33 protein-coding genes are annotated in these 26,001 nt (G+C 62.8%); 7 read left to right on the plus strand and 26 right to left on the minus strand.

What is annotated here, in order from left to right; all coding sequences use genetic code 11:
- Window positions 1-15: 15 nt before the first annotated feature.
- Entirely contained in the window at window positions 16-609 is a 594-nt protein-coding gene (locus tag CQW31_RS31655; RefSeq protein WP_099814887.1) for a hypothetical protein, read from the minus strand.
- A gap of 208 nt (window positions 610-817) precedes the next feature.
- On the opposite strand from CQW31_RS31655, the gene CQW31_RS15775 reads away from it, so the two are divergent.
- From CQW31_RS15775 to tsaA, 4 genes are all read left to right on the plus strand, one after another.
- Window positions 818-1,273, plus strand: a complete 456-nt coding sequence (locus CQW31_RS15775) for a GNAT family N-acetyltransferase (RefSeq protein ID WP_054883421.1) — start codon at window positions 818-820, stop codon at window positions 1,271-1,273.
- A gap of 119 nt (window positions 1,274-1,392) precedes the next feature.
- Window positions 1,393-2,103: an rRNA pseudouridine synthase gene (locus CQW31_RS15780; protein ID WP_099814866.1), complete on the plus strand. Its 711-nt coding sequence runs from the start codon at window positions 1,393-1,395 to the stop codon at window positions 2,101-2,103.
- Window positions 2,104-2,151: 48 nt separating this feature from the next.
- Window positions 2,152-2,613, plus strand: coding sequence for a DUF1456 family protein (locus CQW31_RS15785; RefSeq protein ID WP_054883423.1), 462 nt, complete (start codon window positions 2,152-2,154; stop codon window positions 2,611-2,613).
- 6 nt (window positions 2,614-2,619) lie between these two features.
- On the plus strand, window positions 2,620-3,315 hold the full coding sequence (gene tsaA, locus CQW31_RS15790) for a tRNA (N6-threonylcarbamoyladenosine(37)-N6)-methyltransferase TrmO (protein ID WP_054883424.1): 696 nt from the start codon (window positions 2,620-2,622) through the stop codon (window positions 3,313-3,315).
- Window positions 3,316-3,385: 70 nt separating this feature from the next.
- On the opposite strand, the gene fpr is transcribed toward tsaA, so the two are convergent.
- Window positions 3,386-4,165 carry a ferredoxin-NADP reductase gene (gene fpr, locus CQW31_RS15795; protein WP_054883425.1) on the minus strand — a complete coding sequence of 260 codons (780 nt, stop codon included), beginning with the start codon at window positions 4,163-4,165 and terminating at the stop codon, window positions 3,386-3,388.
- Window positions 4,166-4,283: 118 nt separating this feature from the next.
- Between fpr and finR the strand changes: the two genes are divergently transcribed.
- Complete coding sequence (finR, locus tag CQW31_RS15800; RefSeq protein ID WP_054883426.1) at window positions 4,284-5,210, plus strand: LysR family transcriptional regulator FinR; 927 nt, start codon at window positions 4,284-4,286, stop codon at window positions 5,208-5,210.
- On the opposite strand, the gene CQW31_RS15805 is transcribed toward finR, so the two are convergent.
- The 3 genes from CQW31_RS15805 to CQW31_RS15815 all read right to left on the minus strand — a co-directional run bounded on the left by CQW31_RS15805 (window position 5,207) and on the right by CQW31_RS15815 (window position 7,186).
- A complete protein-coding gene (locus CQW31_RS15805; protein WP_010952700.1) occupies window positions 5,207-5,572 on the minus strand; it encodes a diacylglycerol kinase in 366 nt (121 codons plus the stop codon). The genes finR and CQW31_RS15805 overlap by 4 nt on opposite strands.
- A 73-nt stretch (window positions 5,573-5,645) precedes the next feature.
- Window positions 5,646-6,296, minus strand: a complete 651-nt coding sequence (gene erdR / locus CQW31_RS15810) for a response regulator transcription factor ErdR (RefSeq protein ID WP_054883428.1) — start codon at window positions 6,294-6,296, stop codon at window positions 5,646-5,648.
- Window positions 6,297-6,475: 179 nt separating this feature from the next.
- A complete protein-coding gene (locus CQW31_RS15815; RefSeq protein ID WP_054883429.1) occupies window positions 6,476-7,186 on the minus strand; it encodes a tRNA-uridine aminocarboxypropyltransferase in 711 nt (236 codons plus the stop codon).
- A 225-nt stretch (window positions 7,187-7,411) separates the two neighbouring features.
- On the opposite strand from CQW31_RS15815, the gene CQW31_RS15820 reads away from it, so the two are divergent.
- Window positions 7,412-7,831, plus strand: a complete 420-nt coding sequence (locus CQW31_RS15820) for a quorum-sensing-regulated virulence factor family protein (RefSeq protein ID WP_054883430.1) — start codon at window positions 7,412-7,414, stop codon at window positions 7,829-7,831.
- Here the strand turns inward: CQW31_RS15820 and CQW31_RS15825 are convergent, their stop codons facing one another.
- Window positions 7,832-8,035 (minus strand): hypothetical protein, encoded by a 204-nt coding sequence (locus tag CQW31_RS15825; protein WP_054883431.1) that lies wholly within the window; start codon window positions 8,033-8,035, stop codon window positions 7,832-7,834.
- A 292-nt stretch (window positions 8,036-8,327) separates the two neighbouring features.
- Between CQW31_RS15825 and CQW31_RS15830 the strand changes: the two genes are divergently transcribed.
- Entirely contained in the window at window positions 8,328-9,446 is a 1,119-nt protein-coding gene (locus CQW31_RS15830; protein WP_054883432.1) for an LOG family protein, read from the plus strand.
- Between the two features lie 63 nt (window positions 9,447-9,509).
- Here the strand turns inward: CQW31_RS15830 and recX are convergent, their stop codons facing one another.
- From recX to CQW31_RS15940, 20 genes are all read right to left on the minus strand, one after another.
- Complete coding sequence (gene recX / locus CQW31_RS15835; protein ID WP_054883433.1) at window positions 9,510-9,980, minus strand: recombination regulator RecX; 471 nt, start codon at window positions 9,978-9,980, stop codon at window positions 9,510-9,512.
- 11 nt (window positions 9,981-9,991) lie between these two features.
- Entirely contained in the window at window positions 9,992-11,059 is a 1,068-nt protein-coding gene (gene recA, locus CQW31_RS15840) for a recombinase RecA (protein WP_054883434.1), read from the minus strand.
- Window positions 11,060-11,162: 103 nt separating this feature from the next.
- Window positions 11,163-11,645, minus strand: a complete 483-nt coding sequence (locus tag CQW31_RS15845; RefSeq protein ID WP_054883435.1) for a CinA family protein — start codon at window positions 11,643-11,645, stop codon at window positions 11,163-11,165.
- A gap of 566 nt (window positions 11,646-12,211) precedes the next feature.
- On the minus strand, window positions 12,212-12,655 hold the full coding sequence (locus CQW31_RS15860) for a lysis system i-spanin subunit Rz (RefSeq protein WP_054885402.1): 444 nt from the start codon (window positions 12,653-12,655) through the stop codon (window positions 12,212-12,214).
- 35 nt (window positions 12,656-12,690) lie between these two features.
- On the minus strand, window positions 12,691-13,239 hold the full coding sequence (locus CQW31_RS15865; RefSeq protein ID WP_054885332.1) for a glycoside hydrolase family 19 protein: 549 nt from the start codon (window positions 13,237-13,239) through the stop codon (window positions 12,691-12,693).
- Window positions 13,240-13,266: 27 nt separating this feature from the next.
- On the minus strand, window positions 13,267-14,301 hold the full coding sequence (locus tag CQW31_RS15870) for a phage late control D family protein (protein ID WP_054885333.1): 1,035 nt from the start codon (window positions 14,299-14,301) through the stop codon (window positions 13,267-13,269).
- A gap of 4 nt (window positions 14,302-14,305) precedes the next feature.
- Window positions 14,306-14,512: a tail protein X gene (locus CQW31_RS15875; protein WP_054885334.1), complete on the minus strand. Its 207-nt coding sequence runs from the start codon at window positions 14,510-14,512 to the stop codon at window positions 14,306-14,308.
- Complete coding sequence (locus tag CQW31_RS15880) at window positions 14,487-15,332, minus strand: phage tail protein (protein WP_054885335.1); 846 nt, start codon at window positions 15,330-15,332, stop codon at window positions 14,487-14,489. The genes CQW31_RS15875 and CQW31_RS15880 overlap by 26 nt, the downstream gene beginning before the upstream one ends.
- 9 nt (window positions 15,333-15,341) lie before the next feature.
- Window positions 15,342-17,468, minus strand: a complete 2,127-nt coding sequence (locus CQW31_RS15885; protein ID WP_099814867.1) for a hypothetical protein — start codon at window positions 17,466-17,468, stop codon at window positions 15,342-15,344.
- Window positions 17,469-17,593: 125 nt separating this feature from the next.
- The gene (locus tag CQW31_RS15890) at window positions 17,594-17,896 is read right to left on the minus strand and encodes a phage tail assembly protein (protein ID WP_099814868.1); all 303 of its coding nucleotides are present in this window, start codon (window positions 17,894-17,896) and stop codon (window positions 17,594-17,596) included.
- Between the two features lie 10 nt (window positions 17,897-17,906).
- Window positions 17,907-18,416: a phage major tail tube protein gene (locus tag CQW31_RS15895; protein ID WP_027920000.1), complete on the minus strand. Its 510-nt coding sequence runs from the start codon at window positions 18,414-18,416 to the stop codon at window positions 17,907-17,909.
- A gap of 13 nt (window positions 18,417-18,429) precedes the next feature.
- Complete coding sequence (locus CQW31_RS15900) at window positions 18,430-19,596, minus strand: phage tail sheath family protein (RefSeq protein ID WP_099814869.1); 1,167 nt, start codon at window positions 19,594-19,596, stop codon at window positions 18,430-18,432.
- Window positions 19,597-19,698: 102 nt separating this feature from the next.
- A complete protein-coding gene (locus CQW31_RS15905) occupies window positions 19,699-20,262 on the minus strand; it encodes a hypothetical protein (RefSeq protein ID WP_099814870.1) in 564 nt (187 codons plus the stop codon).
- A 9-nt stretch (window positions 20,263-20,271) separates the two neighbouring features.
- Window positions 20,272-22,674, minus strand: coding sequence for a phage tail protein (locus CQW31_RS15910; RefSeq protein ID WP_099814871.1), 2,403 nt, complete (start codon window positions 22,672-22,674; stop codon window positions 20,272-20,274).
- A complete protein-coding gene (locus CQW31_RS15915) occupies window positions 22,667-23,275 on the minus strand; it encodes a phage tail protein I (protein WP_099814872.1) in 609 nt (202 codons plus the stop codon). The genes CQW31_RS15910 and CQW31_RS15915 overlap by 8 nt, the downstream gene beginning before the upstream one ends.
- A gap of 1 nt (window position 23,276) precedes the next feature.
- Window positions 23,277-24,158, minus strand: a complete 882-nt coding sequence (locus CQW31_RS15920) for a baseplate J/gp47 family protein (protein ID WP_099814873.1) — start codon at window positions 24,156-24,158, stop codon at window positions 23,277-23,279.
- Window positions 24,155-24,481 (minus strand): GPW/gp25 family protein, encoded by a 327-nt coding sequence (locus CQW31_RS15925; protein ID WP_054885343.1) that lies wholly within the window; start codon window positions 24,479-24,481, stop codon window positions 24,155-24,157. The genes CQW31_RS15920 and CQW31_RS15925 overlap by 4 nt, the downstream gene beginning before the upstream one ends.
- Window positions 24,482-24,553: 72 nt before the next feature.
- Entirely contained in the window at window positions 24,554-25,114 is a 561-nt protein-coding gene (locus CQW31_RS15930; protein WP_099814874.1) for a phage baseplate assembly protein V, read from the minus strand.
- Window positions 25,111-25,608 carry a hypothetical protein gene (locus tag CQW31_RS15935; protein ID WP_054885345.1) on the minus strand — a complete coding sequence of 166 codons (498 nt, stop codon included), beginning with the start codon at window positions 25,606-25,608 and terminating at the stop codon, window positions 25,111-25,113. The genes CQW31_RS15930 and CQW31_RS15935 overlap by 4 nt, the downstream gene beginning before the upstream one ends.
- 11 nt (window positions 25,609-25,619) lie before the next feature.
- Window positions 25,620-25,958 (minus strand): phage holin family protein, encoded by a 339-nt coding sequence (locus CQW31_RS15940; protein ID WP_099814875.1) that lies wholly within the window; start codon window positions 25,956-25,958, stop codon window positions 25,620-25,622.
- Window positions 25,959-26,001: the final 43 nt, after the last annotated feature.

Consider the following 26,001-nt stretch of genomic DNA (forward strand, 5'->3'; position numbering starts at 1 on the left):
GCTGTTCACTGCCAATCAGCTCCTGTCATCCCCGACTTCACCGCCGGCATGAGCACCGCGGTCATCAGCCTGTTCGCGACCCACATGGTTGCCGTTATCGTCACCAGGTTCACCACCAACGTGATTGCCACGATCGTCGCCAGGTTCACCGCCGACATGATTGCCATGATCGTCACCGGGCTCACCGCCAACGTGGTTGCCATGATCGTCACCGGGCTCACCGCCAACGTGGTTGCCATGATCATCACCCGCTTCAGCATGGTTACTGCTGCGACCGGAATTTGCATTGCCATCGTGACCCTGGCCTGCGTCACCATGGCCACTGCCACTATTGCCGCCATGGCCGCCACCACCGCTGCCACCGCCGTGACCGCCGCCACCGCCACCACTACCTCCGCCGTGACCGCCGCCACCGCCACCGCCACCACTACCGCCGCCGCCGTGACCACCGCCGCCACCGCCGCCACCGTGACCACCGCCGCCGCCGCCGCCGCCGCCATCCTTGGCATATGCGCTGGAGCCATGAGAAATCGAATCTGGAATCAACACGATGGCCGTCGACAGCACGCCTGCAACGGCGACTGCCAGTAGAGCCCTTTTGAACAGCATGTGGATTTGCATTTTCCGTCTCCAGGTCTTCGCCATGAGAACGCTAATCAAGCGGGAATCTGTTGTAGGTAGTTTCTCTTCATCGCGTGGGATTTTTTCCCACGCATTATTAATAGACCTATCCCTCCCACGCTTCAAGCTGCGCACAACGCAGCTGACCAGTGGTTGGCCTGCTATGTTTTCCCTATCGCCTTGGAGGAATACCGGCATGCATTCGGCCCTCACGCTGCAGACACCCCGGTACAGCGACTACAGTGAGTTGGTGCAGATCTGGGAAGACTCGGTGCGCGCAACCCATGACTTCCTGCCAGAGGCCTATATCCTGTTGCTCCGCGAACAAGTGCTGCGCCGCTACCTTGATGCCGTGATGCTGATCTGCTGCAAGGATCGCCAGCGCATCTGCGGCTTCGCCGGCGTCGCCAATGGCTGCGTGCACATGTTGTTCGTCGCACCGAACTACCGGGGCAAGGGAGTTGGCAAACGCCTGCTGCGTTATGCGATCGACGAATTGAATGCCGAACGCCTGGACGTCAACGAACAGAACCCGCAAGCCCTGGGCTTCTATTTGCACGAAGGCTTCCAAGTGGTTGGCCGGTCGGAAACAGATGGCTTGGGGCAGCCCTATCCCCTGCTGCACATGAGGCTGATTCCTACAGTGTCCTAGGACGGTGTCCGAATATGCCGTGGTCTGCGTTCCAAATGGCGCATTTGACACACATTCCCATCATCAACCGCGCACAGGCAGGTACAATGTCAGTCTTTCCCTGCCTTGCGAATTGCCCCATGTCCGAACCCGTCCGCCTGTCCAAACGCCTCATCGAGCAGCTTGGTTGCTCCCGCCGTGAGGCCGAGCTTTACATCGAAGGAGGCTGGGTCACGGTCGATGGCGTGGTGGTGGAGCAGCCCCAGTTCAAGGTTGACAGCCAGCGGGTAGAACTGCTGCCTGGGGCGCGCGCCGAGGCATTGGAGCCAGTCACCCTGCTGATGCATCAAGCGGCCGGTGTCGACAGCGAAACTGCCCGTGCCAGCATGAACATGGGCAACCTCAGCGAGGCTCACCGCGAAGGGGTACGGCCCCTGCACGGGCATTTTGCCCGGCTAACCTGCCTGGCGCCGCTGGAACGTGGCGCCAGCGGCCTGCAGGTGTTCACCCAGGACTGGCGGGTCACCCGCAAGATCGACGCCGATCTGCGCCGCATGGAGCAGGAATACGTCATTGAAGTGCGCGGCGAGACAACCCCTCAGGCCTTCGAGCGCCTGGCGCGCGGTGCGACGCGCAATGACCGGGAACTGCCCAAGGCCAAGGCCAGCTGGCAGAACGAGACCCACCTGCGCCTGGTGGTGAAAAACCCGCAACCGGGGCAGATCTCCGAGCTGTGCGCCTACCTGCGCCTGGAAGTACTGGGTATGCGCCGCATTCGCCTGGGGGGCGTGTCGATGGGCAAGCTGCCCGTAGGGCAGTGGCGTTACCTGGCAGCCACCGAACGTTTCTAAGCAATAAGCCACGCCTGCGGCGTGGCTACTGAACAGGATTTTGCAGCAATGAACCACAACGATGTCCTGCGCAGCCTGCGCTACATGCTCAAGGTGAACGACGCCAAGATGGCCGAAATCATCGCGCTGTCCGGCCTCGAAGTTAACCCGATCGTGCTCGCCACCTATTTGAAGAAGGAAGACGAAGCCGGTTTCGTGCGCTGCCCGGAACGGGTCATGGCGCACTTCCTTGACGGCCTGGTGATCCACCGCCGTGGCAAGGACGACAGTCGCCCGGCGCAGCCCGTCGAGTTGCCGGTGACCAACAACACCATCCTGAAAAAGCTGCGGGTCGCCTTCGAACTCAAGGAAGAAGACCTGCACGCGATTCTCAAGGCAGTAAATTTCCCGGTGTCCAAGCCTGAGCTCAGCGCACTGTTCCGCAAGGTCGGGCATGACAACTATCGCCCCTGCGGCGACCAGTTGCTGCGCAACTTCCTCAAGGGCCTGACCCTGCGCGTGCGCGGCTGAGTGGCCATGCAGCATACGGTTGCACCTGTCGGCATCATCCGCTCCTGCTTCAAGGAGAAATTCGCCATCCCGCGCCAGCCACAACTGGCGCCAGCCGCCCGTGGGGTGCTGGAGCTGCTGCCGCCGTTCGACCAGGGCGATGCGGTGGCCGGGCTGGAGCAAGTCAGCCATGTCTGGTTGCTGTTCCTGTTCCACCAGGCACTGGAAGACAAGCCACGCCTGAAAGTGCGCCCGCCGCGCCTGGGCGGCAACAAGAGCATGGGCGTGTTCGCCACCCGCGCCACTCACCGCCCCAATGGCATTGGCCAGTCGGTGGTGCGCCTGGAGGGGGTGGAGCCAGGGCGTCTGCTGCTGTCCGGGATCGACCTGCTGGACGGCACGCCGGTACTGGATATCAAACCGTATGTGCCTTACGCCGACAGCGTTGCCGGGGCAACCAACCTGATGGCCAGTGACGCGCCGGTCGCGATTGCCGTTGGCTGGAGCGACACTGCCCTGCCCCAGGCCCACGCGCATGGGTTGCGCCTTGGTGAGCCGTTGGTGGAGCTGATCGAGCAATGCCTGGCGCAGGACCCGCGCCCGGCCTATCAGGTGCCGCCACCGGAGCGGGTGTACGGCGTGAAGCTCTGGGACGTGCAGGTCCGTTGGCATTACCCGCAACCGAATGATATCCAGGTCCTGGAAGTCGTGCGCGAAGACTGAGGAGGCCCCGCCTTGCAGGCATAAAAAAAACGCAGACCCGGGTCTGCGTTTTTTCGTTGCTTCGTTCGTCTTATTTCTCGACGAAGGCACGCTCGATCAGGTAGTCACCCGGCTCGCGCATACGTGGAGAAACCTTCAGGCCGAAGCTGTCGAGCACTTCGCTGGTCTCGTCGAGCATGCTCGGGCTGCCGCAGATCATCGCGCGGTCGTCCTCTGGGTTGATCGGTGGCAGGCCGATATCGGTGAACAGCTTGCCGCTGCGCATCAGGTCGGTCAGGCGGCCCTGGTTTTCGAACGGCTCGCGGGTCACGGTCGGGTAGTAGATCAGCTTCTCACGGACCGACTCACCGAAGAACTCGTTCTGCGGCAGGTGCTCGGTGATGAACTCGCGGTAGGCCACTTCGTTGACGTAACGCACCCCGTGAACCAGGATCACTTTTTCAAAGCGCTCGTAGGTTTCCGGGTCCTGGATCACGCTCATGAACGGCGCCAGGCCGGTGCCGGTGCTCAGCAGGTAGAGGTGCTTGCCCGGCTTCAGGTCGTCGAGCACCAGAGTGCCAGTCGGCTTCTTGCTGATGATGATCTCGTCGCCTTCCTTCAGGTGCTGCAACTGCGAGGTCAGCGGGCCGTCCGGGACCTTGATGCTGAAGAACTCCAGGTGCTCTTCCCAGTTCGGCGAAGCGATGGAATAGGCGCGCATGAGCGGACGGCCGTTGTCCTGTTGCAGGCCGATCATCACGAACTGACCGTTCTCGAAGCGCAGGCCCGGGTCGCGGGTGCACTTGAAGCTGAACAGGGTGTCGTTCCAGTGGTGCACACTGAGGACACGTTCGTGGTTCATGTTGCTCATCTAAGGGGCTCCTGAAGAAAAACGCAGCGCGCAAGACGCGCAGTTGCGCGATAGTTTAGGGGTAGCCACAATATCTGTTAACTGAATTATCAAGATATGTGTTATCGGTTATATAGATATGCGATTTACACTTCGTCAGCTTCAGGTATTTGTTGCCGTGGCCCAGCACCAGAGTGTGTCGCGGGCGGCCAGCGTGCTCGCGCTTTCACAATCGGCAGCAAGCACCTCCATTACCGAGCTTGAGCGGCAGTCGAGCTGCCAGCTTTTCGACCGAGCCGGCAAGCGCCTGGCGCTCAATGCCTTGGGCCATCAGTTGCTGCCCCAGGCCGTCGCGTTGCTTGACCAGGCCAAGGAGATCGAAGACTTGCTCAATGGCAAGTCCGGCTTCGGCTCGCTGGCGGTCGGCGCCACGCTGACCATCGGCAACTACCTGGCCACCCTGCTGATCGGCAGCTTCATGCAGATTCATCCGGAAAGCCAGGTGAAACTGCATGTGCAGAACACTGCACATATTGTGCACCAGGTCGCGCAATACGAAATTGACCTGGGTCTGATCGAAGGTGACTGCAACCATCCGGACCTTGAGGTACAGCCGTGGGTCGAGGACGAGCTGGTGGTGTTCTGCGCACCGCAACATCCCTTGGCCAAGGCCGGCCGCGCCGATGTCGAAGCCCTGTCGCAGGAAGCCTGGATTTTGCGCGAGCAGGGCTCCGGCACACGCCTGACCTTCGACCAGGCCATGCGCCATCACCGTACCAGCCTGAACATTCGCCTGGAACTGGAACACACCGAGGCGATCAAGCGTGCCGTGGAGTCGGGGCTGGGTATCGGCTGCATTTCCCGCCTGGCCCTGCGCGATGCCTTCCGCCGCGGTAGCCTGGTGGCGGTCGAGACGCCGGAACTGGACTTGATGCGCCAGTTCTATTTCATCTGGCACAAGCAGAAATACCAGACCTCGGCGATGCGCGAATTTCTGGAATTGTGCCGCGGCTTCACTGCGGGCTTTACCCGCAGTGACGAGATCGTCTTGCCGCCAATCGCTTAGAGCAGAATCACGCCCCACACCAGTGCGACCATGGTCAGCGCCACCAACTGTGCGGCGCTGCCCATGTCCTTGGCGTTCTTCGACAACGGGTGGCGCTCCAGCGAGATGCGATCGATGGCGGCTTCCACTGCCGAGTTGAACAGTTCGACGATCAGACCGAGCAGGCATACGGCGATCATGATTGCCCGCTCGGCACGGCTGACCGGCAGCCAGAAAGCGATCGGGATCAGCAGCACGTTGAGCAGCACCAGCTGGCGGAAGGCGGCTTCGCCCTTGAAGGCGGCGCGCAGGCCGTCCAGTGAGTAGCCGGCGGCGTTGAAAATGCGTTTCAGGCCGGTCTGGCCTTTGAATGGCGATGTCATGTGAGTCACTTCACAGCAGAAAGGCCAGCAGACTAGTGCGGCGCGGGTCAAAAAAGCGTGAATCCGGGCACCCTCAGTTACTGGCAACCGATTCAAGTTGTTGCAGCAACAGCGCGGCCTGAGTGCGGGTGCGCACACCCAGCTTGCGGAAGATGGCCGTCACATGAGCCTTGATGGTCGCTTCCGACACGCTCAGCTCATAGGCGATCTGCTTGTTCAACAAGCCTTCGCAGACCATGGTGAGCACGCGGAACTGCTGTGGGGTGAGGCTGGCCAGGCCTTCGCTGGCGGCCTTGGCTTCCGCCGAAACATCGACCTTTTCGAAGGCTTGCGGTGGCCACCAGACCTCGCCATCAAGCACTTTTCTCACGGCATCCTGAATGACTTCAAGGCCGCTGGACTTCGGAATGAAGCCGCTGGCTCCGAACTCGCGGGATTTGACCACCACCGCGGCCTCTTCCTGCGCCGAGACCATTACCACCGGAATCTGCGGGTACTGGCCACGCAACAGCACCAGCCCGGAGAAGCCATAGGCACCGGGCATGTTCAGGTCCAGCAGGACCAGGTCCCAGTCGGCCTTTTCGCTCAGGCGGGTTTCCAGTTCGGCGATGCTCGCCACTTCAACCAGTCGCACATCGGCGCCCAGGCCGAGGGTAACGGCCTGGCGCAGCGCGCTACGAAACAGTGGGTGGTCATCGGCAATCAGGATTTCGTATGTGGCCATCGATCTATGGATCCTGTTCTGTGCCAGGCGCATGCGGAGTAGTAAAGCGCCGGGCGGGGAATCGGCGCCAAGGATGCCGAGCACGGCCGGAAGTGGTCAAGCCGACTACCCTGCCGTCTCGCCCACCCTGGCTGCCAGCCCCGACATTATGAACCAAAGTGAGCCATATGCCCCTTGGACTATAGGAAGGTATGCAAACGCTGGTGGGTGTCGTCCTGATCATCCAGTGGCAGGCGACGCTTGCCGCTCAGGTAATGCAGGCTGAATACATCCAGGTAGGCGTCCAGCGCCTGGGACGCCTGGCTGTCACCCGCCAGGTCCAGGCACATGGCCGCGACTTCGGCGGTGCAGAAATGGTCGTCACGCTTGGACCGACGCAGGCGATAGCGCGACATCTGCTCGGCTTGCAGGCTCAGCACCGGGAAGCGATCAAGATACGGGCTCTTGCGGAACATCTTGCGGGCTTCGGTCCAGGTGGCATCGAGCAGGATGAACAACGGGCGCTTGCCCGGCTCGCGCACGACCTCGCTGACCACCCGCTCCCGGGCGACGAACTCGCCGGGAAAAACAATGTAGGGCTGCCACTGCGGATCGTCGAGCAACGCCAGCAGGCGCTCGTCCACCGAAGTGCGCAGCCAACCGAAGGCGCTTGTGTCTTCGATCAGGTCGGCGATCAGCCAGCCGGTGTTGGTTGGCTTCAACGGCTCGGTGTCATGCATGAGCAGACACACGCCTGAGTCGGCCTGCACCTTGGGCTTCCACGCACACAGGCAGTGGGTGGCAATTACACGGCAATCGGGGCAACGCTCGGCGCGTGAACCACGGGCAATGAAAGGCTTGTTGCTGCGTGCCAGACGCTCGGCACGCAGGCGTGCTACCGCGTGGCTCATGCTGGCAAGCCTGTGGACGGGTTGTGACTGGACACTGCAGGGACTCGGAAGGTGCAAAACGCCAGTCTACCAGAGCAGGCGCCATTTGGCCGTGCAGCGGAGCCAACCGGTCCCTTATAATCGGCGGCACTGGCCACCATGAATTTGCCCGCGATGCAGCCGGCTTCATGGAACGCCCGCCGCCGGCGCATGTCAAAGCGCCAGTCATCGAACCAGGAGAGATTCATGCTGCGTCTTATCGTCCCGACCCTGAGCCTGTTGCTCGCCCTGCCGTTGGCAGCCCAAGCTGCCTCCAAGCAGGAGTTCGAGCTCAACAAGTTGCTGCAGAAGGTCGCCACGGAAAGCAGTGTCGGCACCCCACGCGCGATCAACGAAGACATTCTCGATCAGGGCTATACCGTTGAAGGCAAGGCGCTGATCAACCACCTCAGCGTCCGCGCCGAGCATGCCGCACGCATGCAGCAGAACCCGGAGCAAGTGCGCAGCCAGCTTGGTGACAGCGTTTGCCGCAACAGTGGTTTCCGTAACCTGATGTCCAAAGGGGCGGTGATGGTCTACCGCTTCAGCGTGTACAAGACCAACCAACCGGTCATGGACCAGGCCTTCGATGCGGCCAGCTGCACCGCTGGCAACAAGAAGAAGTGATTAGGTAACCCGCTCTCCCTCGGCGCGCCGCGACTCTTCGTCGGCGCGCATCTCCGCCAGTAACGCCTGCAGGTAGCGTGACTGGCACTCGAGCGCTGCCAGCCTGCGGCGGCACTCTGCTTCCAGGCTTACATGGTGATCCTGGGCTGCATTTTCCAGCTGCTGATAGAGCTGCCGGTCTACCTCGATGACCAAGCGATGCATACCGCCACCTCCTGCATCGACACGTTTCGCTTCTCCAGTTAACCAAACCCACCACAAGGCTGGTCGCAGGCCGACGAGTGGCCACGGTGATCCCGTCTGCACGATCAGGCGCAACGGTCTAGATTGATAGCGAGGACTCGCAAAACAACAAGATCCTGCACCAAGGCCTTGAAGGCCTACTGCAATGCTCGGGATGCACACTCGAGTCACGGCAGCCAGCGACACACGCAGTGTCGCGGCCGTGCCACACCATCGGCCCGGTCAGAGGTTTTGCTGCAGAAGGAGACGTTGAATGCCTTACCAATCCAATGAACACCTGTTCAATCACTTCAGGGACCATGGCATCGACCTGGGCAAGATCGACCAGCAGCTGCAACTGGTCGCCCCGGACAGCCCCAACCTGCCGCTGTACCGCGACATGATGCTCACTGTCTTGCGCATGGCCCATGACGACAGCGACCGCTGGAGCGCCAAGATCACCCTGCAGGCCTTGCGCGAACTGGACCACTCGTTTCGCATGCTTCAGCGCTACCGTGGGCGACGCAAGGTCACCGTGTTCGGCTCGGCACGCACCCCGGTGGAACACCCGATGTACGCCCTCGCCCGTGAGCTGGGGGCGACCCTTGCCCGCTCCGAACTGATGGTCATTACCGGGGCCGGCGGCGGCATCATGGCGGCGGCGCACGAAGGTGCCGGCAGTGACCATAGCCTGGGTTTCAACATCACCCTGCCCTTCGAGCAACACGCCAATCCCACGGTGGATGGCACCGACAAGCTACTGCCCTTCCACTTCTTCTTTATTCGCAAGTTGTTCTTCGTCAAGGAAGCCGATGCACTGGTGCTCTGCCCCGGCGGCTTCGGCACCCTGGATGAAGCGCTAGAAGTATTGACGCTGATCCAGACCGGCAAAAGCCCATTGGTGCCGGTGGTACTGCTGGACTCACCGGGCGGTACGTTCTGGCAGGACTGCCTGGCGTTCATCAGCCGTCAGCTCGAAGAAAACCGCTACATCCTGCCCAGTGACCTGAAGCTGCTGCGCCTGGTGCACAGTGCCGATGAGGCGGTGGAAGAAATCAACCAGTTCTACAGTAACTACCACTCCAGCCGCTGGCTGAAAAACCAGTTCGTGATCCGCATGCACCATCGGCTCAGCGAGGCTGCACTGCATGACATACAGGAGGGGTTTGCCGACCTGCGCCTGAGTGGCCGTTACCACCAGCACGCCGACAGCGGTGCCGAACACGAGGTGGGCAACTTCAGCCATCTGACGCGACTGACGTTTGCCTTCAACGGGCGTGATCAGGGACGACTGCGCGAATTGGTCGACTTCATCAACTTGCCGGAAAACTGGGCCAAGCCGGAGCCAATGCATACCACCCAGCGGGCTCGGGAAGCGTTGAAGGTCAGCTGAAGAGCAATTGCGGGACGAAGCAAAATGGCCTCGTCGCCGGCGTACGGCGATGAGGCCATTTGACTAGTAATCATCCAGATCCCGGCCGCTGAGCAGCCTGCCGATCATGTCCATGGGGAAACCGCGGTAAGCAAGAAACCGGGTCTGCTGGGCACGAGTTCGGGGATCCTGGGGGCGTTGCCCAGCGAATTTGCGCTGCCAGGTATCTCGCAACAGTGCCGCCCAATCCACTTCGCTTTCACGCAGGGCCTGCTCGATATCACTGCGGTTCAGCCCGCGCTGGCCAAGCTCTTCGCGAATACGCGCAGGGCCATAACCGGCACCTGAACGGTATCGGATGAAACTCTCGAGGTAACGGGCTTCGCTAAGCAGCCCTTCTTCGGCGAGCCGATCGAGCGCGGGCTCGATCAGTTCATCCGGGGCACCGCGCTGACGCAACTTGCGTGTCAGCTCGAAGCGACCATGCTCGCGGCGTGCGAGCAGGTCCATGGCTGTCCGCCTGACGGCAACGGGGGTGTCGAGTACGGCGGACATACCAGCTGCTATCAATAACCGGCGTCGGCGTCAGCCATGTCGTCGGCATCTGCTTCAGCGGCAGCAGCCTTACCAGCTTCGGCAACGGCACCGGCCTTGAGCAGCTTCTCGCGAATCTGCTTCTCGATTTCGGCACCAATGGCCGGGTTCTCTGCCAGGTACTTGGCCGCGTTAGCCTTGCCCTGGCCGATCTTGTTGCCTTGGTAGGCGTACCAGGCACCGGACTTCTCTACCAGGCCTTGGGAAACACCCAGGTCGATGATCTCGCCGTTGCGATAGATACCCTTGCCGTAAAGGATCTGGAACTCGGCCTGACGGAACGGAGGCGAGACCTTGTTCTTGACGATCTTGACGCGGGTTTCGCTACCGACCACTTCATCGCCTTCCTTGACCGCGCCGGTGCGACGAATGTCCAGGCGCACCGAGGCGTAGAACTTCAGGGCGTTACCACCGGTGGTGGTTTCCGGGCTACCGAACATCACGCCGATCTTCATACGGATCTGGTTAATGAAGATGACCAGGCAGTTGGCGTTCTTGATATTACCGGTGATCTTGCGCAGCGCCTGGGACATCAGACGGGCCTGCAGGCCGACGTGCATGTCGCCCATTTCGCCTTCGATCTCGGCCTTCGGCACCAATGCAGCCACGGAGTCGACGATGATCACGTCAACGGCGTTGGAACGCACCAGCATGTCGGTGATTTCCAGGGCCTGTTCGCCGGTGTCCGGCTGCGAGACCAGCAGGTCATCAACGTTGACGCCCAGCTTGCCGGCGTATTCAGGGTCAAGGGCGTGTTCGGCGTCGACGAAGGCACAGGTTGCGCCGTTCTTCTGGGCTTCGGCGATGACCGACAGGGTCAGCGTGGTTTTACCCGAGGACTCCGGGCCGTAGATTTCGACGATACGGCCTTTTGGCAGACCGCCGATGCCGAGCGCGATGTCCAGGCCCAGGGAGCCGGTGGAAATGGCCGGGATGCCTTGGCGCTCGTGGTCGCCCATGCGCATGACTGCGCCTTTGCCGAATTGGCGTTCGATTTGACCCAGGGCCGCAGCCAAGGCGCGCTTCTTGTTGTCGTCCATTGAAATCCTCACGTGTTCGACGTGGCCCTGACGGCCGGAATACCTGTATAAGTAGCCAGTATTATTCCACAGGCAAGCGCGCGCGCAAACCCCTGTCGTCGATTTACTCGGCACCAAGCTGTAACAAGCCGTCTAACGCAGCGATCACCGTCTGTCGGCGCACCGCTTCGCGGTCACCGTCGAAGTGCCGGCGCTCGCTGCTGACATGGCTACCATCGGCCCAGGCGAGCCACACGGTCCCCACCGGTTTGGCCGGCGAACCGCCGTCCGGCCCGGCCACGCCGCTGACCGCCACGGCAAAGCGTGCACCGCTGGCGGCCTGGGCACCGCGGGCCATGGCCTCGACCACCTCCTGGCTGACCGCGCCAACCTCGGCGAACAGCGCCTCGGGCACATTCAGCAGGCGGGTTTTCTGGGCATTGGAATAGGTCACGTAACCGACCTCGAACCAGGCCGAGCTGCCAGGTATACGGGTGATGGCCTCGGCAATGCCACCGCCGGTGCAGGATTCGGCGGTGGTCACTTGCGCGCTGAAGCGGCGCAGGTGTTCGCCAAGGCGAGTGGCGAGAACGGTGATCGGGTCCATGGGTGGGTCCTTGAAGGGCCTGAGGAGGATGGGGACACCGTAGCATTTGGGGAAAGGAATGGGGATGGTTGATGATTGATCGATGTCGGCTGAGTGCATGCCTTGAAAGCTTCAGCGCCTGTGAGATCGAGCGCCGCCCGCGCGGCGCATCGCGGGCAAGCCCGCTCCCACATCTGTTTCGGGCCAGTTACTCCTGTACCGCCAACAGGATCCGCCTTGGTGCATGACTGGAGACCGGTGGAGCGGCATCAGCGCCCACCGAGAAATATCGCCATGCCCCTGTTGGCTTCCGCCGATGCATCGCCATGCTCCTGTTGGCTTCCGCCGATGCATCGCCATGCCCTTATTGGCTTCCGCCGATGCATCGCCATGCCCCTATTGGCTTCCGCCGATGCATCGCCATGCCAACAAGGCGGTCCCTGTTGGCTTCACAGGAGTAACTGGCCCGAAACAGATGTGGGAGCGGGCTTGCCCGCGATGCGCCGCGCGGGCGGCGCTCGATCTCACAGGCGCTGGAGCTTTCAAGGCATGCATATCCACAGGCGCTGCAGAACCCAAGGCCTGAACTAAGGCCCCCCACGCACTTCCCGCACATAATCCTGACAAGCCCGCAACGCCATCAACCCCCGGTCCCCTTCATCGGTGATGGCGATAATTCGTCGAGCATGCGCCGGCTCAAGTCCGGCGCGTACGGTTGCATGATCCACGCTGCCGGCGCTGGTGGCGGCTGGCACTGCGCTGCAGACGGCGCCACGTTCGACCAGGACCGACAAGCGCAGATCGGCAGTAGCAAGGCGATCACGCAGGCGAGCCTGAGACTGCTCGGCATCGGCAAGCTCCTTGTAATGACGGTTTTCACTTTGTTCCAGGCGTTGTTCAAGTACCTGACGCGCCTCACGTTCGGCGAGCAGCCGGGCCAGCTCGGCATCGGCCTGTGCTTGCGCCAGTTGCGCCAGTTGCCGCCCGCAGCGCCAGCCCTGCAGTTGCCAGGCCAGCGCAGAGCACACCATCAACAGCAACACACCAAGGCCAAGTTGCAATCGGCTCAACACAACACCTCGCGCGCACGCGCCCAAAGCCTGAGGCGATCCTCCAGCCCGTTGAGCCCACCATTGATATGGCGCGTGATGCGGTTGAACTCACCGCGATCAGCCAAGGCATTGAGCCCCCGCGAATGCCAGAACCACGCCGCCGACTCGCAGGCCCAGCGCGGTTGTTCGAGCAACTGCGGTTGCGCCAGCAAGCGCTCGTCGCCGAACAGCGCACGGCTGCAGGCCTGATAGTTGTTGCGCCCTGTGACCTGGATCAGGCCGCGCCCGCAGTACAACTGGCCATCGCCATCGGCCTGCGGCGTGTTGCCCAGGCGCAAGGCCTGGCTGCCGGTGTCATAGCGCGCCAGGTAGCGGTCGTTGCCCAGCTCCTTCACATAGCGGAACTGGCCGGACTCATGGCCGACCTGGGCGATGAACGCTGCCACACGCTTGGGGTTGTCGATTTCCCAGCGCGGCAGGGTAACGTTCAGTGCCGAAAGAAAAACGCCCGCAACGGGGCGGGCGTTCGGCAAAATCTGTAGCAATTGCGTTTCAGTGAGCATGTCTGACACTCCTTCCCTGTATCGTCCTCAAGCCTTGATCGCAGCCTTGCGACGGGGCGCTGCGCCCTTGGCCTGTACCTTGCCCGCCTTGCCGCCATTACCCAGCAGCGTGGTGCGCCAGCCCGAGGCGGTGAACACCTGCTCCACCGAGTCGATCTGGTATGGCCCGTCGAGGCCATCGACAAAGCCCTGCAGGTCGATGCTGCGTTCGGCGAACAGGTCGGTGCGCCCAGGCAGGTCGAGGCGCACATGGGCGGTGCTGCGGTTGAAGCTGGCCAGCCGCGCCCTGGCCGCCTGCTCGGCGGCGGCGCGGTTGGGGTACAGGTGACGGTCGGTGTGCACCGGCCTCTGGCCGTCCGCAGCGCCGTCGTTGGCCAGTTCGACCGTCACCAGCTCACCGCTGGCACTGTCCTGGTGACGGGTGCGTACGGCCTTGCGGGCGGATTTGTCGTCCAGGCGGAAATACCACTGGCTGACATCGCTACGGGCGATAGCGACTACATCCAGGGGCTTGCCACTGGCGCTTTGCCCGCCCTGGCGCGGCAGCACCAACAGCTGGCCGTTGGCGAGCTTGGCGGTGCTGTCGTACTGCAGGGCCAGACGGGTGATGAAGTTGAAATCCGATTCGTTGTACTGATCGACTCGCGGCACCAGGGTGAGCACCGGGCAGATCGCCTGCCAGCCATTGCGCGCACCAATTTCAGCGACGATACGCTGCAACGGCACGGCCTCCCAACTGCCGCTGCGGATGGTCCGGCCCGTGCCACGCAGGTCACTGGCCTTGCCTCGGATCACCAGGGTGTCAGGCGGGCCGGACAACTCGACCTCATCGACGGTGTAACGCCCCAGCCGGGTCAGCGGCTGGCCGGCGTACCCCAGATGCACCTCGATCAACGCGCCGCGCGCGGGCAGCGCCAAGGCGCCGTCACGGGCGTCGATGCGCAGTTCGAAGTCGTCCGACTCCATGCCCGGCTTGTCGGTGGTGCGCAGCAACAACAGGCGGTCGTTGATCAGCGCAGTGATGTCCTTGCCGTCGGCCTGGATGCGAAATTGCGGTTGCATGGCATCAATCCCACAGCTGCACGACGTTGGCCTGCGCCAGCGCCAACATCGGCAAACGAATCATCACCCCGCTGCGAAACGGCTGGGCCTCGTCGGCCAGCCCCTGATTGGCTTGCAGCACCGCTTCGACACTGCCGTCGAGGTGCCCGTAATAGTGGTGGCAGAGGGTATCGAGCACATCGCCCTCAGACGTTTTGCAGGTCTTGTCCATAGCTGACGAACTCCAGTGAGAAGCCTTGTTTGCGGGGAATGCCGCCGGCCAGCAAGACGCCCTGGTCTTCCTCGATGCTGGTCAGGCACCAGGTACCGAGCACTTCGCCGTAACCGGTGGTCAGCGACAGCGGCAGCAACTGGCGGCCAATGCCGCGCAGGGCCTGCAACTGGCCGAGGCCACCTTTGAAACCGGGGAATATCGCGCCGTGGATGCTGATGGTTTCTTCACCCAGGCTGACCGCCTGCTGGGCGTTTTCCCGGCTCAGGCGCTCCTGCCCCGCCCAGCGAAAACGCGTTTGTCGGCGCAGCTGGTCGAAAGCGGCGGTGTCGAGGTTGAAGTAGTAAGGCGCGGCGTTGGCCTTCAAGGGTTGCAGCACCAGCAGGTGCGGGAACGGCTTGATCGCCTCGGCCGCCGGCGTGGCCTCGGGCGCGAAGCCAAAGGTCGACAGCACACCCTTGGCCACCGCCTTCACATCGCCGACCACTCGGCGAATGGCCGCCCCGGCCTTGCCCAGGTGCTCGGCAAAGGCATCGACCTGGTCACGCACCTTGCGCACCACCGCCAAGGTCTGGTCGTACTTGGCGATCACCTTTTCGACGCGCTGCTTGGCCGAGTCGATGGCGCGCATCGTGCGTTGCAGGCGCTTGCCGATTTCCTTGCCGATCCATGGCAGGGCTTCGAGTTCCGCGGCCGCCTCCTTGGCGTGGCCGACCGCCTGCTGCATCGGGTCGAGCATGGCGTCGGCACGCCGACGCCCCTCCTCGCCCGCCTTGACCAGTGCATGCAAGCCGCCTTGCAACTGTTCCAGGTAGGTCATGGGTCCTCCTCAGGGTTGGGGTTGATCGGCCATCTGCACCGAACGCGCCTGGCGCATCAGGTCTTCGAGCATGCGCCGGGCGATGGCTTCCAGTTGTTGCAGGGTGGTCGGGTCGTCGAGGCTGTTGTTGAAGGTCACCGGCATGTTGGCGGTGAAGGTGAATTGCTGGTTGATGGTGGGAGGGGCAACAGGCTGCGCGGTTTGCCCCGACGTGCCGATCGGCGGAGCGGATACGTCAGCGCGTTCCCTGGCTGTCTTGAGTTGACCTGCAGCGTCATTGCTCGAACCAGGCGCAGCGTTGCCGGTGATGGACGCCACCGTGCGGCCCAGCCAGCCACCTGCGGACTCACCGCCCATGCCGCCCAGCACACCACCGATCAGCCCACCGATCGCGGTGCCGATGAACGGCACCACCGAGCCAATCGCAGCACCCGCTGCCGCCCCTGCGAGCGTTCCACCCAAGCCTCCGGCAGCACTGCCGTACGCGCCCATCTTCTGAGCAGGCGTGCCGTCGCTGTTGTAGGTTTCCACCATCTGCAGCGACGCATCCACCAGCGCGGCACCGGGTACTTTCTTGAACAGCTTGCCAAAGCCGGGCAACCGAATGCCTGCACCTTTCTTCAGCAACGAGGGCAAGCTAAGGCCTACAGGCATTCCTGCCTCATCATCCTGCCCGGTGAGTTGTGGCGTTGCGGCTTCTTGAGCCTGCGGCTGCGCCTGAACTTGCGAGCCTTGAATAGCGCTTGCTGTTCGCGCGGCAGCCGGGTCAGGCGTAACTTCGGCATCCGGCTCAGCCTTGGCATCCTGGTTCACCCAGCCATACAGCTTGCCACCGACCAGCGAGCCGAAAGCGTCGCCCAGATAGGCGCCGGCTTCGGCGCCATGTTTTCTGGCCAGTCGACTTTTGGTCAGCCTGGCCAGTACGGCACCCAGAACACGACCGCCGACTTCGCCGACCGCAGCACCGACAACCTGTGCCTGTTCTTCACCACTCTCACCTTCGACCAGCGCCTTGCCGGCCTTGCCGATGGCATCGGCACGGTGTTTCTGCCACTCCTTGCCGGCGACCCTGGCAATCCTTCGCTGAGTGTTACGGGGCTGACGACGCATGACTGCTCGAGCGCCGCGACGACTAGCCAGCGCTGTCAACCCGAGCCCTGCGGCGACCACCGCGCCTCTGGCCACAGCCAGTTGCGGTGGTTCCTGGTCTTGCTCAGCAGGCAATGCGCTTGCCGCTTGCGGGTCAGGACTGGCCGGTGCCGCACCCGTGTCCGGTTGGGCAACAGTAGCCTGGGTTACCCAGCCATACAGCTTGCCACCCACCCACTTGCCGAAAGCGTCGCCCAGATAGGCACCGGCTTCGGCGCCATGTTTTCTGGCCTGCCGGCTCTTGGTCAGCCTGGCCAGCACGGCACCCAGCACACGACCGCCGACTTCGCCTAGCGCAGCACCAGCGCCCTGCGCCTTTTCCTCATCACTCTCGCCTTCAACCAGCGCCTTGCCGACCTTGCCGATGGCATCGACGCGGTGTGCCTGCCATTCCTTGCGGGCGACCCGGGCGATCCTTCGCTGGGTATTGCGAGGTTGGCGCCGAATGACTTCGTGAGCACCACGACGGCCGGCCAGCGCCGTCAATCCCAGCCCGGCGGCTACTGCAGCGCCTTTGACCAGAGACACCTTGGGATCAGCTGGGGCAGCTTTGCCCGGCGTCGCAGCATCTGACTGCGGGTCCGTTGCGTCACCCTTTTCCTCTCGCGCCACAGAAATCGACGCGCGAAAAATACTGAGGATCAAGCTTGCCTTGAACGGCTTCAACCGGGCCAATCCGGCAATCACCCGGTCCAGCATCAGGTAATGCTGACGTAAACGCTCGACGGCCTCGGTCTCATCGCCCAGCCGGGCGATCTGGTCTTCATGTTGCTGTTCCTGGTCCAACGCCAGCTGACGTTCGACCTGACGTACCTTGCCGAGCTCCAACCCCAGGCGGATCACCTCGCCGATGAGCCGGCCCAGCCGGGTGCCGTCGGCCTGCCTGCGCAGGCGTTCGACATCCCGGCGCAGCAGGTCGATGGCCTGGCCCAAGGGGTTGATGACGGTGACGCCGAGCCCGAGGGTGAACACCTGTGTGTTCGCCATAGGTTCCTCCTTGTCACGGCGCGAGCCACCAGACCATGTCGCTGTACGACATGGTCATGATTTCGCTCGCGGAAAAGTTCAGCTCCTTGGCCAGCCGCCTGGCGGCGGCCTTCTGCCGGGCCGGGTCAAAGTTCGTCGTCCTGCACCAGGCGAAAATAGCCGCTCTGCAAACGGCTATAGTCCTTCAGGGCAAGGCCTTCGAGGTCCTTGATGCCGACTTCGGCCAGCGACGCGAACAGGTTCAGCTCGCGCTGCTCGTCATCCGCCGCGCCGCCGGCCTGGGCATTGCGGATATCGCGCACGGTCGGCGCCCGCAGCGACAGGCTGTCGACCTGCACGCCGTTGGCTTCGCTGGGGCGTGACAGGCGCACGGTGACACGGTCGGCACTGAGGGTCAGCCAGTGCGGCTGTTTTTTCGCTTGAGCCATGGTCGCCTCCTTACAGGCCAAGCGCAGCGCGCTGGGCGGCCAGTTGGTCGACGCCGTCGATCACGCGCTTCATGCCCAGCGCGTCGATCTCGTAGATCAGGCGGCCATCGACCTCGAGCTTGTAGTAGGTCAGGCCGACGCTGTGCTTGATCTCGGCCTTGTCGCCGGACTTCCAGTCGCCCATGTCGATTTCTTTGAGGGTGCCACGCAAGGTGACCACCACCGGGTTGATCTTGCCCTTGAGGCCCTTGAAGGCGCCGCGGAAGGTGCCGTTGAAACCACTGCCGTCGGCCAGGCCGAAGAATTTCAGCGCTTCACGGCGCACGCCTGTAGTGGTGAAGGCCGCTTCCTGTTTCTCCATGCCCAGGTCCATCTCGACCGGCATGTCCATGCCGCCTGGGCGGTGTTCTTCCATCTTCAGGGTGAGTTTGGGCAGGGTCAGGCTGGGTACATCGCCCTGGAAGCTGACGCCATCGACGAACAGGTTCAGGTTGGCCAGGGTTTCGGGAATCATTGCCATGTGGATGCGCTCCTTAAGCGGCGGTATCGAGGACTTCGGTCAGCCACTGGTTAGTGACTTCAACGCGGAAATTGGGGTTTTCGGCAGGCGGCACGTCGGTGAAGCGGATGTTCCAGTACACCTTGCCCTGCTCGAGCTGGCTGGCCGTGTTCAGCTCCGGGTCGGCGAAGACCTCAAAGTTGATGATCGCGCCCTGGTTCTTCAGGTCGCGCATGAAGGCTTGCAGGCCTTCGGTGACGTCCTTCACGTAGGTGGCAGTGATGGCGCGGTCGACCGCCCACTTGTGACCGTAGAGGATCGCGTCCATGACGATGTCCATGGTCCGCACCCGGGTGACGAAAGCCCATTTCGGGTCGCTGGACAGGGTGCGGTTGCCCCACAGGCGGAAGCCGTCGTCGCGGATGATGGTGGCAATGTTGGCGTTGTTCAGCAGGTTGGCGCGGCAGCTGTCGTCGCCATCGAGGAACTCCACCGGGCGGACAGTGCCGGTAATGCCGACGAACTCCTTGTTCGACGGCGAGGCCCAGAAGCCGTATTCGCTGTCGGTCCAGGCGAACAGGCCGGCCACCCACGCCGAGCCTGGCGCGTCGACAGTCGCCTCTTCGCCGTTGTCCCAGTACTGCACACCCGGGTCGACCAGGAAGGCGCGCTTGGCGCCGAAGTTCTTGGCGTAGTCCAGGGCTGCCTCGTCGGTGGTGTTGGGGCCGTCGATGATGGCGATGCCACGCAGCTTGTCGGCCAGGGCTACCAGCGCGGTGCCGACCGCCTGGGTGGCGCTGTGGCGAGGTGCGGCAAGCAGACGCGGCTGGGCGTTGAAACGGCTCTTGCCGTCGAGTAGCGCCTGCAGGCCAGTGCGTTTGCCATCGGCCTGCACACTGCCAATGATTGCGGCGGTCTGCTCCGCGGCATCGTCCAGCTTGGCCACGCCACAGGCGACGATGACCGCCTTGGCGCGGGTGTAGATGGCTCGGCAGGCCTTGGTGATGGCGGCATTTTCGCCGAACGCGGCGACAGCTTCACGCTCACTGGTGATCAGCACCAGGTCGTTGGCCTTGGCCGTGGCAGCAGGTCCAGGGGTAAAGGTGTCGACCAAGCCAATGATCGAGGACGACGGCAGGGCGATGGTGCGCGCGCCGGTGTCGACGTTCGTTACGGTAACGCCGTGAAAGAATCCAGACATGATTACTCCAGGTATGAAAAGGCCCCGCAGTGCAGGGCCAGGTGGTAACGCGGAAAAGAAAACGCCCCGTCAGTGCGAGGCGTTCGGGTCGGCGCTACGGCCTTAAATCAAGGGGTCGAGCGCCTTATTCACTTTGTCGATCGCTACGATGATCGACTCGTACAACTGCAAGCGAGGCTCATCCGGCAATGCGCTTAACTCGAATTTGCGCACGCGCAGCTGACCAAGCTGGATCTGCGCCGCCCGCAGGCTTTCGGCCTGCAGCAAGATGCGCTCGGCAGCTTCCTGGCAGCCAATCCCAGCAGCCTCGGCATAGCTGCTGATCCATACACTGACCTCGCCCTCGTAAGCGGCCGCCTTGTATGCCTGCGCAGCGGCTTCCTTTGCCTGATACTCCGAAGGAAAGCGGGTCCATCCCTCGTAAATCAGCGCTACTTTCTGATCGATCAGCGCGGCCAGCTGGGTCGCTGGAGGCCAAACCTTCTCGGGATCTCGCAGCATTGGCGGAACCACCGAGAAGTCGATGACCTTATTGTTTGCAGGCCCCTGCAAGAGCTCTTGGTAGTGCTTCAAGGAGATTTCAGTGGCGTCGTCAGGCATCTGATCAGGTGCATACAGATCGCTGCTGAAAAATGCTTTCTCACTTCTGCTGGAAAAAAATTTCATAGGTATTCCTCAATAGCCCCAGGCTTCCCAGCTGCATTGGGCGGCAGTTGGTGCCTGCAACTGGGGCGGGCTTCCACCTGTGATAGCGCACAGGTTTGTACACCGGACCCCCGATTTGGTCTGTGCCGAAAACTGCCAGAATGATCTCGTGTTTCCGCCTGAGCCGGTGTAGTCGTGCTCATTGAGCGTCAGAAGCGCGTTAGGGAAAGCAACAGGGAAAACGATATCAACATTTGGAGTCGCAGCAGTAGCGGCACCGCTAATCCCCCACTGCCTGATCAGGCCGGAGGGGAGCACTTGATAGCCAGTTACACCAAGCGAGGCTCGGAAAGAGCCGGAGAACTGGCTGGCGGCGGTGCCACCCACGATGAACCATAGGTTTGTGCCCGCAAGAAGCGACACGCTGTCCCCCGGCAGGAGCGTCATAGACGCCACCCCGCCACCGCCACCCGATCCGATCAGGTCCGCCCCCTGCCTGGCGATAGTGACGGGTACCGTCGCGTAGTTGAACAGCAGGATAGCGTCAGCACTTCGCACGTCAGACGAGAGCGGAAGCATCAATGTCTGACCAGCTGTTGACCCGTAGAACTCAACCGCAGAGCCCGCCACGGTAGCGGGCAGCGCCGCACTGACGGTGTAAGCGTTGAACCTTGAAAGAGACAGGCCGTTAGATTTGATGAATTCGGTGGTGGCTAGCCTTTTGGAGTTGTCGAACCTGGGCGGAGTGACCCAGTTCGGACCGGCCATTACGCCGGCCCCCTTGAGCGCCAGAGACCCGCCCATGATCACCCAGCCGTTAAACGAGTGCAGCTCAACCGTATCGCATGGCTCCAAGACAATCGACGTTGACGCTGGCGAAGTCAGGAAGCCATCAGCTCCCTGGCAAGCGATTGTCATATTGACAGTTGCCAAGTTGATAAACCGAATCGCGGATTTACCGCCGACGGCCGACAACAGCGGCAAGGTAATGGTGCGTGATACGGACCCGTACAGTTCGATATCGCTACCGCAATGTTCAGCGGTCAGGGTTTCAGCAGTGTTGTAAAGGAAAGAACCTCTGAAATTACCCGCTGATCGCTGCACAAACTCGGTGGTGGCCAGCTTTTGGGTATTGTCGAACTGGGGCGGGGTAACCCAGTTCGCACCCCGCATGACTGCGGCATACCTGAGCAGCACTGACCCGCCAATTAGGTACCACAAGTTGGTGCCATTGCGGATGAACTCAGCGGTGTCACCCTGAGCCAGTGCGATGTTGCCTGGTGCATTGATCGCGCCTATCGAATCACCGCTTGCCGCAGTCACAGTGAGCGTGCCTTGAGAACACAGGACCGTCACGGTCACGCCAGGCGTGATACCTCCGCCCGTGGGAAGCGTTGCGACCAGTGCGTTCGTAGGATGACTGAAAGCGACCAGCTTGCCGCAATCTTCCTGGGTCAGGGTCGTCGATACGGGGTAGTTCACGTAACCGCCGTACTCCACCCCCATTCGCTTGAGAAACTCGGCGTTGACCACCTTCTGCGTCGCGTCGAACTGCGGCGGCGTAGGCACCGTCGGCGTGCCTGTGAAGGCCGGCGACAGAAGACGGGCGAAACCGTCGGTAATGTCACGGAAGCTCAGCGCCGTGGTGCCCAATACAATCGGGGCATCGGTAATCAACTGCCAGATCGTATCGGCTTGGGTCGCGCCCTGCTCAACCGCCACCACCAACCCTGGCGTTACCTCGGCGCTGGTGTCCGCATCGGAAGTACGCGACCAGGCACCAGCTGCCACGATATACAAACCGTTTTCCTTACCTTCGGTTTGGTTCTTGACGAGGATCCGATCCCCGGCCGCAAGCACAACACCGTCGACCGTCCGCAGCCCCGACAGGGTGATATTGGCCGTGGTGGCCGCGCGCACCGATTGCTTGTTGTCCAGCTTGCTGATTTCCTCGACCAGCCGGCTGTCAACGTACTCACGCGTGGCCAGCACCACCGCCGGATCAATCTTCAACTGCACGTTACTGGCACTGCTGACCACCAGGTTCATCCGCACCACCTGGGTACGCCCCGAGCCCTGGCTCAGTAACGGTTTATAGGTCGGCGCACAGTTGGCCACAGCCACCATGTCGCCATCGGCATCATAAAGCGCGATCTCGCGGATCCACTTGCCGCCGACATCCGCCGGAATGACCTGCTCGGCAATGATGATCGCGCTGTTCTTGTCATCCACCTTCAGCTGGTTCAACGGCGCGCGGCGCCATTCGTTGATCAGGCTGGTCTGGGTGGCGTTGGGGGTGGGGTCGGTGCCGTTGGCGTCGCCTACGCCCATCTGGGTGATTTTCCAGGCAACGCCCAAGGCATCGGCATTGGCCTGTTTCGCCGCCCCCACATTGGTGAGGATGGCGTAGAACTGAGAAGTCTGGTCAACCATGTGCAATGTCCAAGGTATCGATTGTATGTTCGCGGCCCCCCCGCCCAACGACGCCGGTGATCTCGATGTCACGTGGCGTCGGTGGGTAGATGTCCAGTTCGTCACCGTCCTGGATTGCGCAGCCGACATGAAGGGCGCCTCGGCTTTCGAGGCTGATCACCAACCCGGTCAGGTGGCGGCTGACGGGCCGGGCGTCGTCGATCAGCGACGACAGTTCCTGGTAGGTGCTCTCGCTGATGCCCGCATCGGAAACGCCGATCTTCAGGGCAAAGGTGCCCGCCTGTGCGGGGGGCGTGGTTTGCCACCACTCCTCCACCTCGATCAGGTAGCCGAACGGTTCCACCACCCGCCTGAGCGCACCGAGGGTGCCCTTGTGGGCGTGGACGAAGAACGCAGCGCGGATCACCGAACGCTTGATCTCGTCGCTCCAGCTGTCTTCCCAGCGGTCCACCGACCAGGCCCAGGCCAGGTGATAAAGCAGGTGCGCGGGGCAGCTGTCCGGGCTGTAGAGACGGCGCAGGCTGACTCTCAGGTCCTCATCGGCCGCCACTTCGATGGCTCGCTCCAGCGCTGTGCGATTGAGCGGCAACAAGCTCTGCATGTCAGCCACCCCGCTTGAGCGTGTAGCCCGCGCACCAGGCCGCCTGCGCCTTGCTTGGGCGGATGTCGGTCCATCCGCTCAACTCGACCCGGCTGACACCGTCGATATGCAGCTGGGCATCGATGCCCGAGCGGGCCACTTCCACGCCCAAGCGACGACGTGGATTGATCCAGGCCTCGAGACGGCGCTGGCACTCGGTGAGGATCGCCTCGTACTCAGGACCGCTGTCGGCCAGGTACAGCACGGCATCGATGCGATAAGGCAGGATTTCGGCGCTGCGCACATTGACCCGATCGGCGACCGGGCGGATGTCGTCGTCATTAAGGTAGCTGGCCACCTGCGCCAGCAGCTCGGCACTGGCCTGGCCATAGCCCTCCAGCCCCAGCACGGTGACATCCACCACCGCCGGCGACGGGCTTTCGGCGGTGGCGTCAGCCACCTGCCCCGAAGCGTTGCGGGCGTGCAGGATGTAACTGTTGCGTGGACCGGCCGTGGTCAGGCCTTCGTAGACCAGTTGAACCCGCTCACGCAGGGCATCGTCGGACTCCAGCAAGGCCTCGACGGGCGGCACGCTGGCCAGGTCCTCGGCCTGGATCACCAGGCGCTGCAGGCTGACGTTGGCCGCCAGTTGGTCCAGGTCACTGCCTTGGGCGTAGGCCAACAGCAACGCCTTGGCAGCGTCGTTGATACGGGCCCGGTTGAGCAGCTTGCGATAGGCGCCGACCTCGAGCAGTTTGGTGACCGGATCGCTCTCCAGGCTGACGGTCCAGCCGTCGCCCAGGTATTCGCGAAAGGTCTGCAGATCGGCCTGATAGAGGGCTTCGTAGTCGAGGTCCTCCAACAGTTGCGGAGCTGGCAGTTGTGACAGGTCGACCTGGCTCATACACGCACCTCCAGCAACGCTTCATCGCCCAGGTAGCGACCCTTCAAGGCCAGGCTGACCTGGCCATCGAGCACGGCGACGACCTTGACCCGATCCAGTTGCAAACGGGGCTCCCAACGGCCCAGTGCGCGAGCCACTTCGGCCTGCACGGCACTCTTCCAGCCCTCGTTGACCGGCAAGTCGACGAAACGCCGCAGCTGGCTGCCGTATTCAGGGCGCATGCGCCGGCTGCCCAGCGGCGTGGTCAGGATGTCTTCAATGGACTGGCGCAAATGATCGATGCCGGCCAGCGGCTGGCCGGTGCGGCGGTCCATGCCGATCATGGTGCACCGCCCTGTTCATGGGTATGCATGGCATTCTCCTGTTATGAAAAAGCCCGCATGCGCGGGCTTGATTCAATGTTTGTGGTTGGCCGTATTGCCGGCGGTGTCGATGATCCGCCCACCGCCATTGATGTCGCCGCTCACCTGCAGTGGGCCGTCGACCGTGACATTGCCTGTGAGATGTATCGCTGCCGCCTGCAGGCTGATCGCCGCTTCACTGACCTGCACGGTGCTGGCGCCGACCTTGATCGTCGCGCTGCCGCCAGGTAGTTCGATGTCGTAGTGGCTGGCCTGCCAGTCGTAGCTGAGCGAACCGCCATCGGCGAAACGCCAGACCTCGACATGCGCGCGGGTGTCCGGCGCACTGCCGGCATTGCCATAAAGCCCTGGCAGGAAGGTGCCCTGGGCCGGCTCGCAGCTGGGGCTGAGCAACACGCCCTGCTCGCCCAGGCTGGGGGCTCGCCAGTGCTGCGCCTGGCCGGCCGCCTGGGCGTGCCAGCGCAGCCAGGCGCTGGTCCAGCCGCTGCCGTCCGACACCCGCACCCGGGCGGCGGCAAGGTCAACCGCCACCACCCGGCAGGGAATGACCAGGCAGGCCAGCATGCGGTCATGCATGGCGCTGACATAGCTCATGACAGCTCCTCGGGGGCGATGTACTGCGCTTCATTGCCCACCCCGACTTCCGGCGCGAAACCCAGCACCAGGCTACCGGGAGGCTGGTCCGGCCAGTTCCAGCGGGCCTCGCCAAGCAGCACCGGCTGGTCCCAGCGCACGGTCCAGGCGCTGCCCTCGAACTGCGCCTGCACGTTGCGGCTGGCCTCGACGAAGTCCAGTGCCCAATGCTGCTGGCGCAGCAGGTCCATCAGTTGTGCGGCGAGCAGGCTGCCCTGCAGGCGCGCTTGCGGGTTGGCGCTGTCGGCGGTGATGTCGGCCTCGAAGGTGGCGATCAACACCGAGCGGCCATCGCGCGGCGCTGCATCTGCCGTCATTTGCACGATGCCGTGGCGCAGTGCCGGTCGTTCCGGGGCATTTCCTACAGCGGTATAGGCATCGACCGAGGCCAACTCCGGCATTGCCTCACGAATGGTTGCGGTCACGGCCGCATGCAAAGTGGCCAGTTCGCTCATGCATATTCTCCTTATCGCTCGTCGGCTCGCGTACTGTCGCGCAAGCCCAGGCGCCGGATCGCCCAGCGTTCGTAGAGGCGCATGGCGACATCGGCGCCGTCAACCGCAGTCATGCAGCCCAATGCACTGGCCGCCCAGATCGACAGGCCACCGGCATACAGCAGCATCACCGTCGACACGCCGCAGACCATGCAGGCCCCGGAGCGCAGCGCCAGCCGTCGCAGCAGCGACCAGCCCGTGGCACCGGCCTTGTCAGCCCGCCACATCTCTCCGCTGAGGCCCCCCAGCAATGCCAGGACGATTACCAGCCAGAGCGGCATTTCCAGCAACGCTTGTTGCTCGTTCGTCACTGTCCTGTCTCCTGTGTTATGCCTGTTGGCGGAGGCCAGCAGG

Origin of the sequence: Pseudomonas sp. 382, assembly GCF_002759075.1 — a bacterium.
GTDB classification, from domain to species: domain Bacteria; phylum Pseudomonadota; class Gammaproteobacteria; order Pseudomonadales; family Pseudomonadaceae; genus Aquipseudomonas; species Aquipseudomonas vlassakiae.